Source organism: Psychrobacillus sp. BM2, assembly GCF_048572895.1.
GTDB lineage: Bacteria > Bacillota > Bacilli > Bacillales_A > Planococcaceae > Psychrobacillus.
In genome coordinates this window covers 3356620-3375718 of the sequence record NZ_CP183878.1, presented here as the reverse complement: position 1 = coordinate 3375718, position 19099 = coordinate 3356620, and the positions used below count along the sequence as shown (strand labels likewise).

At 39.8% G+C, this 19099-nt stretch carries 13 protein-coding genes and 1 riboswitch; all 13 genes read left to right on the top strand.

Annotated features, from left to right (window positions below; translation table 11 throughout):
• Positions 1 to 4 precede the first annotated feature (4 nt).
• On the top strand, positions 5 to 748 hold the full coding sequence (locus ACN6MX_RS16475; RefSeq protein WP_419959913.1) for an ABC transporter ATP-binding protein: 744 nt from the start codon (positions 5 to 7) through the stop codon (positions 746 to 748).
• Between the two features lie 19 nt (positions 749 to 767).
• On the top strand, positions 768 to 1610 hold the full coding sequence (locus ACN6MX_RS16470) for a MerR family transcriptional regulator (protein ID WP_419959912.1): 843 nt from the start codon (positions 768 to 770) through the stop codon (positions 1608 to 1610).
• Positions 1611 to 1613: 3 nt separating this feature from the next.
• Positions 1614 to 2447: a sulfurtransferase gene (locus ACN6MX_RS16465; RefSeq protein ID WP_419959911.1), complete on the top strand. Its 834-nt coding sequence runs from the start codon at positions 1614 to 1616 to the stop codon at positions 2445 to 2447.
• Between the two features lie 582 nt (positions 2448 to 3029).
• Positions 3030 to 4301 carry a RidA family protein gene (locus ACN6MX_RS16460; RefSeq protein ID WP_419959910.1) on the top strand — a complete coding sequence of 424 codons (1272 nt, stop codon included), beginning with the start codon at positions 3030 to 3032 and terminating at the stop codon, positions 4299 to 4301.
• Between the two features lie 615 nt (positions 4302 to 4916).
• Positions 4917 to 6230 carry an ArnT family glycosyltransferase gene (locus ACN6MX_RS16455; RefSeq protein ID WP_419959909.1) on the top strand — a complete coding sequence of 438 codons (1314 nt, stop codon included), beginning with the start codon at positions 4917 to 4919 and terminating at the stop codon, positions 6228 to 6230.
• Entirely contained in the window at positions 6217 to 6351 is a 135-nt protein-coding gene (locus tag ACN6MX_RS16450; RefSeq protein ID WP_419959908.1) for a hypothetical protein, read from the top strand. Before ACN6MX_RS16455 ends, ACN6MX_RS16450 begins: the two co-directional genes overlap by 14 nt.
• Positions 6352 to 6780: 429 nt before the next feature.
• Positions 6781 to 6882, top strand: a riboswitch (purine riboswitch).
• Positions 6883 to 7009: 127 nt separating this feature from the next.
• Positions 7010 to 8161, top strand: coding sequence for a BMP family lipoprotein (locus ACN6MX_RS16445; protein WP_419959907.1), 1152 nt, complete (start codon positions 7010 to 7012; stop codon positions 8159 to 8161).
• A gap of 115 nt (positions 8162 to 8276) precedes the next feature.
• Positions 8277 to 9809 (top strand): ABC transporter ATP-binding protein, encoded by a 1533-nt coding sequence (locus ACN6MX_RS16440; protein ID WP_419959906.1) that lies wholly within the window; start codon positions 8277 to 8279, stop codon positions 9807 to 9809.
• Complete coding sequence (locus ACN6MX_RS16435) at positions 9802 to 10953, top strand: ABC transporter permease (RefSeq protein WP_419959905.1); 1152 nt, start codon at positions 9802 to 9804, stop codon at positions 10951 to 10953. Before ACN6MX_RS16440 ends, ACN6MX_RS16435 begins: the two co-directional genes overlap by 8 nt.
• Positions 10954 to 11913 (top strand): ABC transporter permease, encoded by a 960-nt coding sequence (locus ACN6MX_RS16430; protein WP_419959904.1) that lies wholly within the window; start codon positions 10954 to 10956, stop codon positions 11911 to 11913.
• A gap of 667 nt (positions 11914 to 12580) precedes the next feature.
• Complete coding sequence (locus ACN6MX_RS16425) at positions 12581 to 15121, top strand: beta-glucosidase family protein (RefSeq protein ID WP_419959903.1); 2541 nt, start codon at positions 12581 to 12583, stop codon at positions 15119 to 15121.
• A 139-nt stretch (positions 15122 to 15260) separates the two neighbouring features.
• Positions 15261 to 16799, top strand: a complete 1539-nt coding sequence (locus ACN6MX_RS16420) for a right-handed parallel beta-helix repeat-containing protein (protein WP_419959902.1) — start codon at positions 15261 to 15263, stop codon at positions 16797 to 16799.
• A 598-nt stretch (positions 16800 to 17397) separates the two neighbouring features.
• A complete protein-coding gene (locus tag ACN6MX_RS16415) occupies positions 17398 to 18963 on the top strand; it encodes a hypothetical protein (RefSeq protein WP_419959901.1) in 1566 nt (521 codons plus the stop codon).
• Positions 18964 to 19099 lie beyond the last annotated feature (136 nt).

Here is a 19099-nt window from a genome sequence, read left to right as displayed (position 1 = left end):
ACAAATGGCTCAGCCAATAGGGAAATATAGAAAACCTAACACAATTATCTCTCTACAAAATGTTGGGAAAAGCTATTCGGAAAAAGAAGTACTGCGCAATATTTCAATGCATGTCCAAGAAGGAGAGTTTGTTAGCCTTCTTGGACCTAGTGGCAGCGGGAAAAGTACAATTTTTAATATTGTTGCCGGACTTCAGGAGGTGACTACTGGGGTTCTATCTATTAGTGATACAATTGGTTATATGCAACAAAAAGACCTACTACTTCCATGGAAAACAATTCTTGAAAATATCGTCTTGCCACTGGATTTACAAGGAAAGAATAAGCAAGATTCCCGACAGCATGCAAATGAACTAATTGATAAAGTTGGACTTCGTGGCTACGAAAATAAATACCCACGCGAATTATCAGGAGGTATGCGTCAGCGTGCTAATTTCTTGCGGACGTTCATATCTTCTCAAAAAATTTTATTACTAGATGAACCGTTTGGCGCACTTGATTCTATTACAAAAGGTAATATGCAAAAATGGCTACTTTCCATTAAAGAAGAATTTGGCGTGACCATCTTATTTATAACACATGATATCGAGGAAGCAGTGTTACTATCCGATCGAATTTATGTCATTTCTTCCTCGTATGGTCAAATTAAAGAAGAAATTCACGTTGATTTTTTAAGTGATCAAAAAGAACAGCGGTTGCATTCTCCTGATTTACTCAGGATGAAACAACATATTCTTTCAATGTTATAGCACTAGGAAGTGAATGATAATGGAACTGTTTACAATTGGAAAAGTATCGAAATATTGTAGTATCTCAATTAAAACATTACGTTACTATGATGAGATTGGTTTATTAAAACCTGCATTAGTCTCTGAAGAAAATAATTACCGCTACTATACCGAAGTGGAAATCCAAAAGATTCCGCTTATTAAATATTATAAAGAACTAGGATTTAAATTAGATGACATTAAATCATTATTAACTCATTATCAATTAAATACTATAGACAATTATTTTGAAAAAGAGTTATCTTCTCTTGAGCAAGAAATGGCTAACTTAAAAAGAAAATACTTTGCTGTACAAGAATGGAAAACTCTAATTGAACAAGGAAAACATATAAAGAATTGTAATTCGAGTATTATTTCTTCGATTGAATTAAAAACTATGCCTATTTATCAAACCATTTCATTTACCCTAGAACTAGATACACAAGAAATCAATAACACTGAATTCTATTTTAGCAATGCCTTCGTTGAATTTTGTCGTCAGCATAACTATTATACTTATGGACCCTTCATGCTGCACTTTGAAAACCTCGAACAGCGATTATGTAAAACTATTAAAACTGTTAATTGTTACTCAGCTGTCATCTCAAGCGAAAACTCCCCACATACAGATAGTATAGGTGATTTTGCTGTTATTACTACGCTCCACACAGGTAGCTATGAGCAATTACCGCAAGTATATGAGCGTTTAAAAAAATGGGCAGGAGATCATGAAATTAGCCTCCAAGGAGATTCCTTCGAACGCTATATTATTGATAATTGGAGTACACAAGATGTAAATGAATATGTAACTGAAGTTATCCTGCCAATAGAATTGGAGAAATGATTTATGACAGCAATCATTACATTAGAAGCAGCAAATAAAAAATTAAATAATTCAAACGTAGTCTTTTTAGATACACAATTTATTTTTGGGAAGTCTGAATTTGGCCGTGTTTATTATGAACAGGCTCATATTCCTGGGGCAGTTTATTTTCATTTAGATGAGGATTTGTCCGGTTCTATTTTGGAACATGGTGGACGTCACCCTATCCCTGATTCACACGAATTTACTGAAAAATTGGCACTTGCGGGTGTTAACAATGATTCAGAGGTCATTGTTTATGACAATACGGGAGGCTCTACAGCAGCTAGACTTTGGTGGCTTTTAATGTATTTCGGACATACTAATTGTTATGTATTAGAACAGCCGATTCAAAAGTGGATAGAGGAAGGATATGAAGTTACAACCGTCATTCCTACGCCTAAAAAAGGAACATTTAGCCATGTCATAAACGAAGCATTGGCAGTTGATATGAAAAACGTTCTAGAAAACGTAAAGAACGAGCATCGCTTATTAGTGGATGCACGAACAGAAGAAGTTTATGCGGGGATAAAGAAAACAAAATATAAAAAGATTGGACATATTCCTGGTGCCGTCAATATTTTTTGGGAACAAATTTTGGATAAGGACCTTCGTGTCAAAAAACAGAAAGATCTCAAACAAGTCTTCGAAGACATCCCAACTACAAAAGAAATTGTAGTGTATTGTGGAGCAGGTGTCACAGCATGTGCCAATATTCTTGCTTTACATGAACTTGGCTATCCAAATGTTAAGCTTTATGTTGGAAGTTGGGGTGATTGGTCTAGTTATAAAGATACACCAATAGCTGTAAGTAAATAAAACTTAGATTATGCATGAATTTGCGTTTCAAATATGATATAAAAATGGCTACTCCCTAGGAATAGTTAAAAAGAGTTCTCATCCAAATTGAATTGAAGAGAGCTCTCCCTTTTATGTCTTAAAATTTTATAAAATAGAATTTGAGCTTTGCGAAAATAAAATTGTGTGAGAACCTGGTACCTATAATTAATCTGCCACATACACTCCACACAGCTGGTGTGTGTAATAAGATGCTAACATTTTGCTAAGGCAATCCAGTAAAAAATATAAAATCCCGTTAAAGATGTTACAATCCTGATTCTTCCAAACCTTGATATATCGCACGTTTTGAGCACATCGTCAAAGATATTACACACTTTCACCTTATGGGCGGCATGATGTAATTATACATCACCATATAAAAAAGAAGTTTCTCACAAGTTCAATGGACTTGTGGGAAGTTTTTTTGTTCATTTCTTACAAAGCGTTAGACGAAATGAACAAATACTGCTATAATTTTGTAATGCATTCTGAGCGGTTTAGACCGTGTTTTTCGGTGCATACTTGGGTTAGTAAATATTTATCAAGAAGGGAAATCGTATCATGAGCAACTATAACGCAGTATCAGCAAAAAATACGGAGAATGCTCCAAACGGAAACGGTTTATATTCACAAACTGTAGCATTCTCTCATTACAATAATCTTTCAGCACAATTACCTATCGAACCAAAAACTGGTAAATTGGTAGCTGGTGGTATAAAAGAGCAAGCAGAACAGTGCTTTAAAAATATCGAGTCGATTGTAAACAGCATCGATCATGTTATGAGTGATATTGTTAGAATTACGGTATTCGTTAAGGATATCAAAGATGTTGACGCTGTAGACGAAGTTTATAAAACATTCTTCCCAACCTATGTTCCTTCACGGACAACAGTTGCAGTTGCAGCTTTACCGATGGATGCTATGGTACAAATTGAAGCACTTGTTTCACACGGCGAAGGTACAATTCCAAACGCACCGCAAGCAGGCGACCTCATCAAACTTACAAATAACACGGCAAATGCACCAACAAGCCCACTATCTACACAAACCGTATCTTTCTCTCATTACAATAATCTTTCAGCTCAATTGCCTATTAATCCAAAAACAGGCAGATTGGTAACTGGCGGTGTAAAAGAGCAAGCTGGACAGTGCTTAACAAATATCAAGACAATTTTAGAAAGTATCGATGTTCCTTTTGATGATATTGTTAAAATCAATATCTTCCTTAAAAACCTATCCGATACTGAAGCTGTAAATGAAGTTTATACAACATTTTTCCCGGATTCGGCTATCGCTAGAGCCGTAGCCTATGTCCCTGCACGGACGGTAGTCGCAGCTTCAGCTTTACCTATGGATGCTTTGGTACAAATAGAAGCAGTGGTGTCACACGGAGATGGTACACCTCCACAAGCTATTGAAGACAGACATGGTATCGTTATCTGGGCAAACAACACTGAAAATGCACCAAAGAGTTCTCTATCTACACAAACTGTAGCGTTCTCTCATTACAATAATCTTTCAGCTCAATTACCTTTGGATCCAAAAACTGGTGAATTAGTAGCTGGTGGTGTAAAAGAGCAGGCTGAGCAGTGCTTAAAAAATATCAAGGCAATTGTAGAAAGTATCGACCACGTTATGGACGATGTGGTTAAAGTAAATATCTTCCTTAAAAATATTGCAGATATGGATGCTGTAGACGAAGCTTACAAAACATTCTTCCCAGGTGGTATTCCTGCACGAAGAACAGTTGGCGTATCAGCTTTGCCTCAAGATGCTTTAATCCAAATCGATGCAATTGTAGCAAACGCTGAAGGAACACCTCCAAAAGCGTAACAGTCATTTGTTTGTAACTACAGGAACGATTAAAGTTACTTATTAATGCCGATGGTGAATGCGAAATCGCATATCCTATTCATAAAAAGGGGCTGTCTCAAATGAAAATTGAGACAGCTTCCGTTTTTTAACACCGTAGATGAAAAAGCATCAAGATTTTAGTCGATTATGGCAGAAATCTTGATGCTTTTTTAGTTTCCAGGCATAAAAAAATAGGTAATCTTAATATGACTATTTTAAACTTCTTGCTAATCTTAGTTAATACGTTAATTCTTGTTTCCAGGCAATTTCTATGGAAATTCGGCGGTATGAAACGTGGTGCAAGTTTTCACAGCATACAGGATATCATATCCTTATTTCTATCCGCATATATTTTGATGGTATTGTAATTATATGGCATCGAAACTGTACTGTGTATTTATCCTAATTAGAGTATAATTTAGCGTTGCATATTCAAAGCCTTGCTTATATATTTGCTGTATTTGGGGCCGATTTTATCTTCAATGACCCCTTACCGCCGCCAAGATAGTGGCGTTTTAATAATTATGCTTGGTGTTTCTTTTATTGGATTTTAATTTTCATCGTAGTAACAACATATAAGGAGTAAAAGAATTAATGATACAATCTTGGACGCAATATTTTCAAATAGATTTTTATAATAAAAAACCACAAAATATAATATGGATTATTTTATTAATCGGTTTTGGTATTCGCCTCGCAGCATTAATGACATACGGTTTTGCGCTAACAATAAATAGCGATGATCAAGCCTATATTCGTAGTGCCTTAAACCTATTGGAAACTGGGAAAATCACTTATCATTTAGGGGAAATCATTCCAACGGTACATATTATGCCTGGTCAAACATTGCTTCTTTCCGCGGTATTTTTAATCTTCGGATCCGGGGATGTTGGAATCTGTGTAGCTAAGATTTTATGGATTTTAATGGGGACATTGTGTATTTATTTTGTATATTTGATTGGTAAATATATTAGCAATGTATTTATTGGTTTATTATCTGCTTTTCTCTTGGCTATTTTTATCCCCCAAGTGCTAACAGATAATTTATTATTAACAGAGACGCCATTTTTCCTTTCCCTACTAGGAATGGTGTATTTTTCGATACGATTAGCCAATGAACATCGTATGCTACACTTTTATTTACTCATGATGTTTTATTTCATCGGTATTATTTTCAAGGCAAATATTGCTCTATTTCCATTAGTCTTGCTTGTCTATCTTATTTTGAAGAAGTATCCGATTAAATTAGCTGTAAAGCAATTTGTAATTGCGTTTATTTTATTATTGTTCGTATTAGGGCCATGGTGGATTAGAAACTACATTCATTATGGTGAATTCATTCCACTTACTGGAGGAGCTGGTAATCCGCTTCTTCATGGAACTTATCAAGGAAGCGGCCATCTTTATGGAGACGACTATCAAACTGCTGTTGAAAAAGTTGAAGCCCAAAATCCTGCTAATAATTTTGAACGAATGAAGCTCCAAGAGGAAGTTGCTAATGAAAGAATCAAGTCATGGTGGAATGAACATCGTGAAACATTTTTTGAAAGTTATATAATCATGAAAACCAAAGTCCAATGGCATGAACAATTCTATGGGATAGAAATATTTAATTTCTCTAAGGACTTGATCAATAAATTGCATTTGGTTATTGTATACGCTGCTATTGCATCGTTAATTATTGTTCCTTTCTTACGAGACAAGTGGAAAGAGTATATCTTTCTCCTAGGGTTGATTGTTTATAATACTGCTTTAAATGACGTATTCTATGCATACAATCGTTACAACCAACCATTTATGTTTATCCTTTTTATTTTAATTTCTACAGCTATCGTAGTTATCACTCAAAAACTGTTTCGTTCACGTATAAATGGTGGCTATGGGGTCAGTAATCGTGATGGAACCTAACCCAGATATAATAATATATGCTGATTATGTTATTGATGTAGGGCCTGGAGATGGAGATGCAGATGGAATAATCGTTGCTGAAGGAACACTAGAGGCTAATTCCCAAAAAGTGAATTGTTAACTGGACATCATAGTTATATTGTAGAAGCTCATCGCTGCCTAATCCTGCAGCTTTGATGAGCTTCTTTTATGCATAGTGGGATCTAATCAATATATACCAAATATAAAAAGTTATAATATAGATCGTGCATACGAACTTGCTGCAGATAGCTTCGCAGTTGACTAAATGCTAAAAGATAAAAGGTATGAGGGAGAGAGAAATTTGAGCGCGGCAGCAGTAGCTTCAGCTTCTTCCTTAGTACATTCGCATTTTTATTATTCAGCAAACAGGGCTATATTTATAACAAAAAATGAGTCGATTCCTCTAAAAATTAATTTGTAATATTGTTTTTATTACAAATATTCTAAATTTCACGAACGTTTTCGTTTTTAAATATAAAAATGTTCGTGTTTTATTGACAGTTAAATTTTCTGATGTTAATATGAGTTTGTAAAAATTAAATAGTTATCTCGTATAAAATTGGGGATATGGCCCGAAAGTTTCTACCAAGCTACCATTAATAGCTTGACTACGAGGTTGTGTATATAAATGGAGATGATTATTCTATTCTTTATCTTCCCTCCATTATTTACCCGCCTAAAGTCAAGCACCGGTTTAACTCGGTGCTTTTTATTTTTTACAAAAACAACAACATGATTAACAGAGGAGCATAATTTCAATGAAAAAAAGTACAAAGAAAATAGTAATGGTATTATTTGTAGCTTTAATGGCTGCTATTATGGCGGCATGCGGTAATGACTCAGCTAGTGAAAATGAAGCTAAGTCTGGAACAGGTGAAGAAGGATTGAAAATTGCCATTGTAACAAGCCCTTCAGGCGTTGATGATGGTAACTTTAATGAAGATAATTATAACGGTATTTTGAGCTTTATTGAAAAAAATCCAACAGCAACAGTAAAGTCAGTTAAAGAAGAAACTGGTGATCCTGCTGCGGCTGTACAAGCTGTTGCTGATATAGTGGCAGATTATGATGTTATTGTAACACCTGGGTTCCAATTTGCTGGGATTTCTAACATCGCTGTAGAAAATCCAGATAAAATCTTTATTTTGAATGACTCTGAGCCGGCTCCTGTAGACGGACAAACTGATTTCGATAACATCTATGCGATGAATTTCGCTGAACAAGAGAGTGGTTTCTTTGCAGGAATGGCTGCAGCACTTGAAACAAAGACAAACAAAGTAGCAGTTGTAAATGGTATCGCTTATCCTTCAAATGTCAATTATCAATTTGGCTTTGAATCTGGTGTAAACTATGCTAATAAAGTTTTTGAAAAAAATGTTGAACTTGTTGAGTTATCAGGTTATGCAGGAACTGATGTAACGGGTGCTGATGTTGGTGGCAACTATGCAGGATCCTTTGCAGATGAAGCAACTGGTAAAGTAATCGGAAATGCATTGATCAAACAAGGTGTAGATCTTATCTTTGTTGCAGCAGGAGGCACTGGTAATGGTGTATTCACAGCAGTGAAGGAAGCTAAGGATGACGTAAAAGTAATTGGTGTGGATGTTGACCAATATGATGACGGTGTAAATGGTTCTGAAAACATTGTATTAACGTCTGCTGTAAAATTCATGGCTATGAATATCGAAAAGGCATTGAATTCTGTTGAAGATGGAACATTTAAAGGTGGAAATGTAGTTCTTTATGCGGATACAGATTCAACTGGCTTTATAAAAGAAGAAGGCCATCATCAATTATCAGAGGATACGTTAAGCAAATTAAATGAAGCTTACGAGTTAGTGAAAGCTGGCACAATCGTACCTGCATCTAATTTTAATGAACATTCTCCTGAACAGTTTCCAGGTTTATAAGATTAATTAGAAACCAAATTACACTAGAAGTTTATCATATCCCTAATAGTTGAATAATTAGGGAATGGTGAACTTCTATTATTTTTCCTATTATTGTGAGGAAGGAGAACGAACGATGTCTGATTATATAGTAGAAATGAAACATATAACAAAAAGTTTCCCTGGAATAGTAGCAAATGATGACGTATCCATTGGCATTAAAAAAGGAGAAATTTTTGCCTTGCTTGGTGAAAATGGTGCAGGCAAATCTACATTGATGAGTATGCTGAGTGGGATGTACGAACCTGATGAAGGAGAAATCTATATTCGGGGAGAGAAGGTTCAAATCAGTTCGCCGAACCATGCAGCAAACCTTAACATCGGAATGGTCCATCAGCATTTTAAGTTAGTCGAAGATTATACGATTACAGAGAATATTACCTTAGGAATTGAGCCAATTAAAAGATTTGCAGGACTCTTTCCATACGTAGATATTCGAAATGCCAATCGTAAAATTGAAGAACTGTCCAAGGACTTTGGCTTGGAAGTGGATCCTACAAAAAAAATTACCGATCTTACGGTTTCCATGCAGCAACGGGTAGAAATTTTAAAGGTGCTTTATCGTGAAGCAGATATCCTAATATTTGATGAACCAACGGCAGTCCTCACGCCACAAGAAATCGATTTCTTACTAGGTATTATTGAAGGTCTGCGAAACAGTGGAAAAACAATCATATTAATCACCCATAAGTTAGAAGAAATTAAGAGAGTGGCCGATCGATGTGCAGTATTGAACAAAGGTAAGCTAGTGGATGTGTTGGATGTAAAGACAACATCGGTCAACCTTATGGCTCAATTAATGGTGGGTAGAGAGGTAAGTTTTGAATCTGAAAAAGTACCTGCTCAGTTTAAAGAGGATGTATTGAAGGTAGAACATCTAACTGTGAAAAATGAAGACGGATTTGAAGTGGTCAAGGACGTTTCCTTTACGATCCGCAGTGGTGAAATATTTGCGATTGCGGGTGTTGCAGATAATGGTCAAGTTGAAATAGCGGATGCCATTGCCGGATTGACAAAGGTCAGCGAAGGAAAAATATTCCTCGAAGGTAAGGACATTACGAACGAAAAAATAAGAAACAGAACAGAAGCTGGAATTTCTTATATACCTGAAGATCGACAAAGCTATGGACTGTTTTTGGACTTCGATCTATCAACGAATTTGGCATTAAAGCAGTACTATAAGGAGCCTTTTTCTAGTAAGGGAATCTTAAATAAAGAGGTATTTGAGCAATTTGGCAGCAAGTTAATTGATCAATTTGATATTCGAAGTGGACAAGGTATTAAGACGCAAGTTCGTTCGATGAGTGGCGGTAACCAGCAAAAAGCAATTATTGCCCGTGAGATCGAATTACAATCCCCGCTCATGATTTTCGTCCAGCCAACACGAGGAGTAGATATTGGTGCGATTGAAAATATTCATAACATGATGATTCAACAGCGGGATAAAGGAAAAGCGATTTTACTAGTTTCGTTGGAGTTAGAAGAGATTATGAATGTAGCGGATACGATAGGCGTTATATATAATGGCCAACTTCAAAAAGTTGCGAGTAGTGAATCATTAACGACCAATGAAGTCGGCGAATATATGATGGGGGCAAAGCATGAGTAAGGATAAAAAGAAAAAAAGCTTAAGTTATCATCTGTTTTGGCCAATACGGAATGAGAAATGGCAACCAATTACAATCCCGATAGCTTCTATACTAATCAGTTTTATTGCTGCGGCAATAGTGATACTTTTACTGGGCAAAAATCCGTTTCAAGCGTTTTATAACTTGTTCCAAGGGGCAGGGATCCTGCCAAAGTCATCTTATGCTGGCTACAAGAGCATGCTGACTGATTTTTTGAGTTTGCTAAACGCCATGACGCCACTTGTGTTTGCCAGCTTGGCGGTGGCTGTTGCTCTTAGAGCGGGTCTGTTTAATATTGGAGTTTCTGGTCAAATGCTCGTCTCTGGTTTTTTAGCGACGGTGATTGTTGGTTATAGTGGGCTAGACGCCATCATTGCAAAGCCACTTGTATTGTTGGTCGGAATTGTTGCTGGAGGCTTAATGGGTGGATTAGTAGGTTGGTTAAAATATAAATTCAATATACATGAAGTAGTAACTACGATTATGTTAAATTATATTGCCCAATATGTTATAAGCTTTTTTATTCAAATGTATTATGTTGATCCTGTTTCAAGGCAATCCAAATATATTTCAGAAGCAGCAAGATTGACGTTAGTAAATGTCGAGATCGCAAACTTAAAAATGGATATTCCATTGGGCTTTATTTTGGCTATCATTATCGCCATTTTTATCAAGTTTCTTTTGGACAAAACAGTGGTTGGTTTTGAAATTAAAGCAGTTGGTTCCAACCGCAACGCAGCAAAATATACAGGAATAAACGTCGGAAGAAATACAGTCTTAGCCATGATTATTTCAGGAGGTTTGGCTGGACTTGCGGGTGTTACGTATTATTTAGGTTATTTCTCTTCCATACAACCAAAAGTATTATCAAGTATCGGTTTTGACTCCATTGCGGTGGCACTATTAGGAAATTCTCATCCAATCGGGATTATTTTTTCATCTTTCTTAGTATCAATTATTGACCAGGGAAGCACGTATATGAGTTCACAGGCTGGCATCAGACAAGAAATTGCTTCTGTGATCATCGGGTTAATCCTATTATTTAGTGCATGTGGTGCGTATGTGAAGCATAAAGTCAGCCGCTTGAAGGAAAAAGAAGTGGATCGAAAGGACAGTGAATCATAAATGGATACGATTATTATTGATGGATTATCCTTTGCTCTGCCTCTTTTTATTATGGCGATAGGTGGTATTTATAGTGAAAAAAGTGGTATCACCAATTTAGCACTTGAAGGCTTTCAAGGTTTCGGTGCATTTATCGGAGCCCTGTCAGCAGTATTAATCGCAAACGCTTCTGGAATAGATGTTCAAAATCTATTTTACGTGTCGTTACTGTTTGCGATGCTTGGTGGGATGGGTTTCTCCGTTATTCATGCTGTATTAAGTATTAAATTTAAGGCAAATCAAGTAATCAGCGGTGTTGTGATTAATATTTTGGCGTTAGCATTAACGACTTTCTTAACAACACAAATAAATGCACTTGTATTTGGAGCGGCTTCGGACAAGTTTCGATTAGGCGTATCGGAGCGGTTTACGATTGAAGGTTTAGCCAATATACCAGTGATAGGTGCGGTCTTTACGAATGTGTATCCGTTCGAAGTGATTATCATTGTGATTGCCATTTTTGCTTGGTATCTTTTATATAAAACAAGATTCGGTATGCGCCTAAGAGCGAGTGGGGAAAATCCTCATTCGGTTGATGCAGCAGGTGTAAATGTCTCGAAAATAAGATTTTCTGCGGTTCTAATATCAGGTCTTCTATCAGGTTTAGCTGGTATGTGCTTTGCCTATTCCATTTCAGCTAACTTTTCTTCAAATATTTATATGGGATATGGATTCTTGGCCATTGCTGCATTAATCTTTGGTAACTGGAGGATTCTCCCTACTTTAGTTGCTTGTCTTATATTTGGTTTTGCAAAATCTGGGGGAACGTTTATTGCTCAGTCAATGGCATTACCAAGTAGTTACACTGATTTATTCATGGTTTTACCGTATGTATTAACGTTATTGTTATTAATCTTTTTCTCTAAATCAAATCGCGCTCCTAGAGCGTTAGGTGAAATTTATGACAAAGGAAAAAGGTAAATAAAGTGAAACTTCCATCAGTGGGGTTTTCTTCATCCCCCACTTAGCTTCATTTGTTTCCGCGGAAACTTGAGGTGGGGGTCTTACTGCAAGTTAAGGCGGGATAAATTCACTAAGTAGTTCCTACCGTGAAATTATTGACATTTTGTAACATAAAGGATTTTAATAGAGGCTTCTCAAAAGTTGTTTAAACTTTTGGGGAGCTTCTTTTTTTTATTTCTTTTGTAACGCGGAGATAGACATTCTTGGTGATTTGATTATCTGAATGGCCAAGTGCATCCAAAAAAGGGGCAATATTTATTACATTCATTACATACCGCCTTCGATTGGATTTCCAAATATCATAGTAACAATGCTTATTTTCAACCTGTTTTATTATATTTATAATAATAAAGTATAATGCTCTTTTAAATTTATTTTGATTGCAATTTCAGACTTTAGGAGTAATACTAATCTCGTTGTTTTTGTTCCTACAGTGTTTAAATACCACTTATAGACTTTAGGGGCATTACTAATGACGTGTTTTTTGTTGCTGTTCTGTAATCAATCATTCATACTAGCGTAATAGTTTTCCTCTATACTAAAACACGGAACAGTTAGGAAGGGTTGATAAAATAAATTATATTAAAATACTAACTGGCAAGTACATAGTAAGGGAGAATTTAAGTTGAAAAAACGCATTAATTTAATTTTTATGACAGCAATCATCTTTATGTCTACGTTAGTAATTCCTGCTAATGCGATGACTGGTGGAACGGAAGGGACTAATCCCTGGATGAACACCAAGCTATCCGCCGAGGAGCGCACCGAGCTGCTTCTCGATGAGATGACGATGGAACAGAAGATGCAGCAAATCGCTATCTCGCGATTCAATGAGAATGACACCGGTGAGACGGTTGTAATCAACAAAAAAGGTAGCAGCAAGTACCAGAACGGCGAATTTGCTCCTCAAGGCACCCTGCCTGGATGTGAGTGGCAAGACACTGGTCGCCAGATCAAAGGGATCGATGAACTTGGAATCCCCACAGTCCGTATGACCAATGGAGGTACGGGCGTGAAAGGCGGTTCATGTGGAAATGACCCAATGGCGACTGGCCTTCCGTCTACCCCAGCTTTGGCTGCGACATTCGACCGTGAGCTAAACTATGAGGCCGGCCGAATCCTTGGTGAAGAGACAAGAGCTTTCGCGCATCACGTGTTTCTCGGACCAGGTATGAACCTCATTCGTCACCCGTACGGTGGCCGGAACTATGAGTACTTCAGTGAGGACCCTTATTTGACAGGTATCCTTGCAATCGAGCAAACAAAGGGTATCCAGGATCAGGGAGTCCAGGTACAACTCAAGCACATGGCTGGAAACGAACAGGAAACTGAGCGTTGGACGATGGGTGTCCAAGTTCCTTCAAAGGCTATGAACGAGTTGTATATGTTGCCATTCGAGATGAACGTCAGAGATGCTGACCCAGCTTCCGTTATGTGTTCATTCCCGGATGTTAACGGTACTTATGCATGTGACAGTTCTGAACTTCTACAAGATGCCCTACGGAAAAACTGGGGCTTTGACGGTTATGTTATGAGTGACCGTCGTGCGATTCACGACACAGTGGCTGCTATCAAAGCGGGTACGAATGTCGAGCTCGACTGGGCACCACAGTACTACACTCAAGAGAAGATCCAAGGGGCTCTCGACTCAGGTGCGGTAACTGAGGACGACATCGACAATCTACTTCGTCCACGTTACATCAAGATGATCGAGTTTGGCCACATGGATGAGCCTTACGACAAATTTATGCCGGAAATCGTCGATCCGATGGCTAACGGCGCTAGCGCACTGAAAATGGCCGAGGAAGGCTCCGTGCTATTGAAGAACGACAACGGCTTCCTGCCATTAGATGGCGAGCCAAAGTCGATCGCGTTGATCGGCATTGAGACTTTCGCTGGCGAGGCAAAGATGTCACCTCGCTCTGTTCGTGACGACAATGATTATGTAGTGACTCCATATACGGTCACACCACAAGAAGGTTTAGAGAATGTGATCAAGGAGTTGGGCTACGACACTAAAGTGACGTACAACAATGGCAGTGACCCGAAAGCTGCTGCTAAGTTAGCTAGTGAGTCCGATGTCGTGCTTCTCATGGTCGGCGACAACCCTCATGAGACAGTGGACCGCCAAACACTCGGCTTCCCAGCCTTGAACCTCGAAACGGGCTTGGCTGAGCAGGAGCCGGTGATCGATGCAGTTATGGAAGCTAACGCGGAGAAAACTGTTGTAGTATTGAAGACTTCCGGTACGTCGCTAATGCCGTGGTTGGATGAGGTACCTGCAGTTCTACAAGCGTGGTACCCAGGTATGGAGGATGGCAATGCCGTGGCTAACTTGCTTTACGGTAAAGTTAATCCTTCTGGTAAGCTGCCTGTGACATTCGGTGCAACTGAGCGTGAAGCTGCCTTCGCGACAGAAGAGCAATTCCCTGGAACACGTCAAGATACTGGCAAACCAGGCGGACCAGGCGCATATGGTGACGGTTCCGACCAACTAATCGCTAAATACACTGAGGGTCTAGAAATGGGCTACCGCTGGTATGAAGCAAATGATGTAAAGCCAGTCTTCCCATTCGGATACGGTCTATCGTATACGACTTTCGAGTATGATGACCTTAAGCTGAAAAAGGTACGCGGTGAAGGTAATTCGAAAGGCAAAGGAAAGAACGGTTCATTATCCGGTATTGACGTGTCATTCACAATTACGAACACTGGTGACGTTGCTGGAAAAGAAGCGACACAGGTCTATCTGACACTTCCGGACGAGGCAGGACAGCCGACTAAACGTCTTGTCAACTTCGAAAAGGTTGATCTTGAGCCGGGTGAAAGCGAACGTGTGACTGTGCAGATTAACCAGTCTGACTCTAACCACCCATTCTCTTATTTCATTCCGGAAGAACCGGACAACTTGGCGAACTGGGCTGATGGCGAGTGGGCTACCCTTGATGGAAAATACCGCGTGCATGTCGGTGGTTCCTCGGCAGCCACTCCGTTGGAAAAGGACATTCCGTTGAACTTCAAACTCAACAAAGACAACAACAATGGCAACAAAGGAAACAATAAAGGCAACAAAGACAACAAAGGAAACAATAAAGGCAATAATGGTAACAAAGGCAATAGCCAAGGCCACAACAATGGCAACAGTAAGGGGAACTCTAATCGGTAGACCCCTGGCTATGGTGATGTCGGCGACCCGGTAGGGGCGTCGAGGCATCCCGAAGGCGGTGAGCGCGTGCGCTCACCGCCTTTCTCATCGCTTCCATAAGCGAAAAGAAACGAAAGAGTACAGAAAGGACGTGAGAAATATGATAAAGGAATCGGTTCGGAACAGTCGGCGAAGGTTGGCGTATACATGTTGGGTGGTCTTTTGCCTGGTGTTCCTCTTGACCGCATGCACCGTCGAGGAACCCGATGGGCCGGTCGAGAACGAGAAAGTCGTAGAGCCCGCACCGTCCGAGAGTGACAAAGCCGTAGAACCTGCTCCGTCCGAGCAAGGTGATTGGCAGCTCCCTGGCTTGGTCGACCGGTCTGGCAAGTCGATTAAGGTACCGACACCGGGTCCGGCTACGGGCAAGCGACTTGATGTTACGAACTTTGGGGCAGATCCAGATCCGGATTCGTACGACGACGCAGCAGCCATCCGGGCGGCCCTGGATGCGGCTAAACCGGGTGACGAAGTCCTGCTCCCGGCCGGCACGTATGACCTACGCTCCACTGACCCGGATGACAAGTCGACGAACATCGTGTTGCGCAGCGGCGTGAACCTACGCGGCGAAGGTCAGGAGAGCACCGTGCTGCTGACCTCCCTCGACGGAGAGGAGGGTAGCCGGGTGATCCGCGGCTCCGGCGTCCACGACGTCATCGTCGCTGATTTCACTATCACCTCCCGTTATGGGGGGGCACTCGGCGACGACCCAGACGATGGCGGCGCGAGTGGCGGCCCGATGTACGGGATTCATCTCGGATCCTACGAAGGAAAGGCTAGCTCCCAGATACTAGTGGAGAACCTAGGTATTCGAAGGTTCGAGCGCCACGGCATCTCCGTCAAGGCTAGCCGTGAAATTACCCTCTCTGGAAATTACATCAGTGAGGCAACTGCCGTCGGTCCTGGCGGACAAGGCTACGGCATCGCTATCGAGGGCTCAGCGGATCAGCACGACCCGGATGCCGCCAACGATTCCCGGCATAATGTCGTTATCGGCAATACCTTCGATGGCAGACATCTGCGGCACGCCATTCTACTGCAATTCCCCACGCACAACAATCTCGTGGCGGACAACACCATCGTTGGAAGCCACCTTGACGCCATCGACCTGCACGGCGAGGGTGAATACCTGAACGAGGTCCGGGACAACACGGTAGTTGGCGGGCAGCGAGCGGGCATCGCGCTGGGCAATTCCGGAGGGTCCAAGAACAAACACGACGCCTCAGGATCTGGAAACTGGGTGCACTCTAACCACCTGATTGGAAACCGTCAGGGAGTCCTCGTCATCCTAGGAACTCCTGATACTCTCATCGAGTACAACAGGATCACCGCCGGGGAGGGTTCGAAGGTTGGCATCGAGATCCGTAATGGGCCAGGCACGGAGTTGCACGGTAACCATATCACTGGAGGGACTGACGGTTTCTGGGCCATCCGGCTCAATGAGGATCGTGGTACTGACGGACGGGGCACAGGAATCCCCACAGGGATCATGATTGTGTCCAACGTTATTCGACAGACCCCCAACGGCATCAGGATTGATGCAGGAGAGGACCTGAGTTTGGTGGAAAACGTCGTTGACGACATCGACGGAGAAGAGCTGAGGGTGGCCGACGGAATCAACAGTGTGAAAGTTGAGTAACTTGTGATTTTTCCATTTGCTCTTTAATCAAGGTTTATTAAGCTAAATCAAACTTTATAACTAATGAAACAGACACAAATAAATAATGTGTCTGTTTTTTTCAATTCAATGCCGTTGAGAGGAGCGGATAGAATACACTTATTTTTGGCTACTACAGATAAGCCACTAAATGTTTGAATAAAAAAATTACTAATAATTTGTGTATTATTTTAATAATTTTTACTTTCAGTTTTATTTGTAATGGGAAATTATACATTTTTATCCAAACTATACTGGGTGGGTAAACACGGGGAATATCCAAGAGATCGGATATGAAAGCGTAATCATTATTTTAGAATAGAGCAGTTGGGCTTTATATAAAAATTTCATTTGTTGCGAAATTCCATAAATACGTAAGGGAACTGACACTTTTTTTAATCAGAGTAACACAAAATGGTAACAAAGCTTTGGTATATTCAATGCAGGCAGAGGATGGTTCTGCCGGAAAATTTGAGTAATAATCTTACTCAGGTTGATAGGAGGTGAAATAACAAATAAAGGAGTTTATGAAAAATCCATCCTATCAGTAGAAAAAATACGAATTAGGAGAGATCAAGTAATGAATAAAAAACAAATGGAATCTAAGAAAGTAAATAAAAATTTGTCAAAGAAAATAGCACCACTAGTGATGTCAACATCAATGGTGGCTGCAGCATTTTTAGCAGCTGGTGCACCTATTTCTGCAGCAGAGCTTGATACAAAGGCCGTTAATCCAGAAGTTATTGAACATGTGAAAAATCATGGCCAGGAAGTATCTGCATTAGCGAAAAGTCTACCAGGATCTCCTGAAAAAGGTAAAATAGTTAGCAAACTAGCTCAAGCTAATTCCGGCACAAATAATGATAATGATAATCCAGATAATAATGATAATATAGATGAAACAAATAATGATGTGCCACAAGAAGGCGAAATTAGTGATGATACAGCAACTGAAGAAACAGAAGTACCAATAGTTGAAGATGGCCAAGCAGAAGATGGCACAGAAGCAGTTGAAGAAGACGCAACAGGTGAAGAAACAGAAGTACCAATAGTTGAAGATGGCCAAGCAGAAGATGGCACAGAAGCAGTTGAAGAAGACGCAACAGGTGAAGAAACAGAAGCACCGACAGCTGAAGATGGCCAAGCAGAAGATGGCACAGAAGCAGTTGAAGAAGACGCAGCAGGTGAAGAAACAGAAGCACCGACAGCTGAAGATGGGCAAGAAGAAGATGGTACAGAAGCAGTTAAAGAAGACGTAACAGGTGAAGAAACAGAAGTACCAACAGCTGAAGATGGGCAAGAAGAAGATGGTACAGAAGCAGTTGAAGAAGACGTAACAGGTGAAGAAACAGAAGCACCAATAGCTGAAGATGACCAAGTGGATGATGGTACAGAAGCAGTTGAAGAAGACGTAACAGGTGAAGAAACAGAAGCACCAATAGCTGAAGATGACCAAGTGGATGATGGTACAGAAGCAGTTGAAGAAGACGTAACAGGTGAAGAAACAGAAGCACCAATAGCTGAAGATGACCAAGTGGATGATGGTACAGAAGCAGTTGAAGAAGACACAGCAGGTGAAGAAACAGAAGCACCAACAACTGAAGATGGTCAAGGAGGTGACTCTAGTACATGGGTAGATGAAACTTATGAATTTATCGGTGATGGCTATCAAAGTGTTATTGGATACTATCAAACCCTAATTGAACAAAAGTTAGCTCACACAAGTGAAAATGTTGAAGCAATTGATGTAGTATCCGATATATCTGCTGATGCAGGTGAAACAGATACAACAACTTTAGAGGCAGATACATCCCAAGGCATCTCTGTTGATAACGAAAATACAGATCTAACAAGTGATACTGACGTTAATCTAGAAGGTTCAGTCGTTGTAGAAAGTGAAGATCAACCTTCCAATGTAGAAACGCCTGAGCAAGAAACTGTAGAATTAGTGGAAGATACGGTATCAGATCTTGAGGAACCAATACAAACAGTAAATGAAGAAGTAAGTTTGGATACTGAAACAGAACAAATGAGTCAAAATGAGGTAGAAAAGGACTCCAACAAAAACTCTATAAAGGATAAACTGGTTGGATACTATCAAGACCTAGCAGCTTCATTCTCTAACCTTTTAAACTTCTTAAAATAAGATTGACTCTTTAGCAAAATCTATCGAAGTATAATGGCTTTTGAACTGAATAAAAAAAGGAGGGAATGAATGGGGGAGACTATTCATTCCCTCCTTTTTGAGTATATTGTAAACAAGACTCGAAAAAAAGTTTTGC

Coding starts and splice junctions, on each gene's coding strand:
- ACN6MX_RS16475 (WP_419959913.1), top strand. CDS start 5: ATGGCTCAGCCAATAGGGAAATATAGAAAACCTAACACAATTATCTCT.
- ACN6MX_RS16470 (WP_419959912.1), top strand. CDS start 768: ATGGAACTGTTTACAATTGGAAAAGTATCGAAATATTGTAGTATCTCA.
- ACN6MX_RS16465 (WP_419959911.1), top strand. CDS start 1,614: ATGACAGCAATCATTACATTAGAAGCAGCAAATAAAAAATTAAATAAT.
- ACN6MX_RS16460 (WP_419959910.1), top strand. CDS start 3,030: ATGAGCAACTATAACGCAGTATCAGCAAAAAATACGGAGAATGCTCCA.
- ACN6MX_RS16455 (WP_419959909.1), top strand. CDS start 4,917: ATGATACAATCTTGGACGCAATATTTTCAAATAGATTTTTATAATAAA.
- ACN6MX_RS16445 (WP_419959907.1), top strand. CDS start 7,010: ATGAAAAAAAGTACAAAGAAAATAGTAATGGTATTATTTGTAGCTTTA.
- ACN6MX_RS16440 (WP_419959906.1), top strand. CDS start 8,277: ATGTCTGATTATATAGTAGAAATGAAACATATAACAAAAAGTTTCCCT.
- ACN6MX_RS16435 (WP_419959905.1), top strand. CDS start 9,802: ATGAGTAAGGATAAAAAGAAAAAAAGCTTAAGTTATCATCTGTTTTGG.
- ACN6MX_RS16430 (WP_419959904.1), top strand. CDS start 10,954: ATGGATACGATTATTATTGATGGATTATCCTTTGCTCTGCCTCTTTTT.
- ACN6MX_RS16420 (WP_419959902.1), top strand. CDS start 15,261: ATGATAAAGGAATCGGTTCGGAACAGTCGGCGAAGGTTGGCGTATACA.
- ACN6MX_RS16415 (WP_419959901.1), top strand. CDS start 17,398: ATGAATAAAAAACAAATGGAATCTAAGAAAGTAAATAAAAATTTGTCA.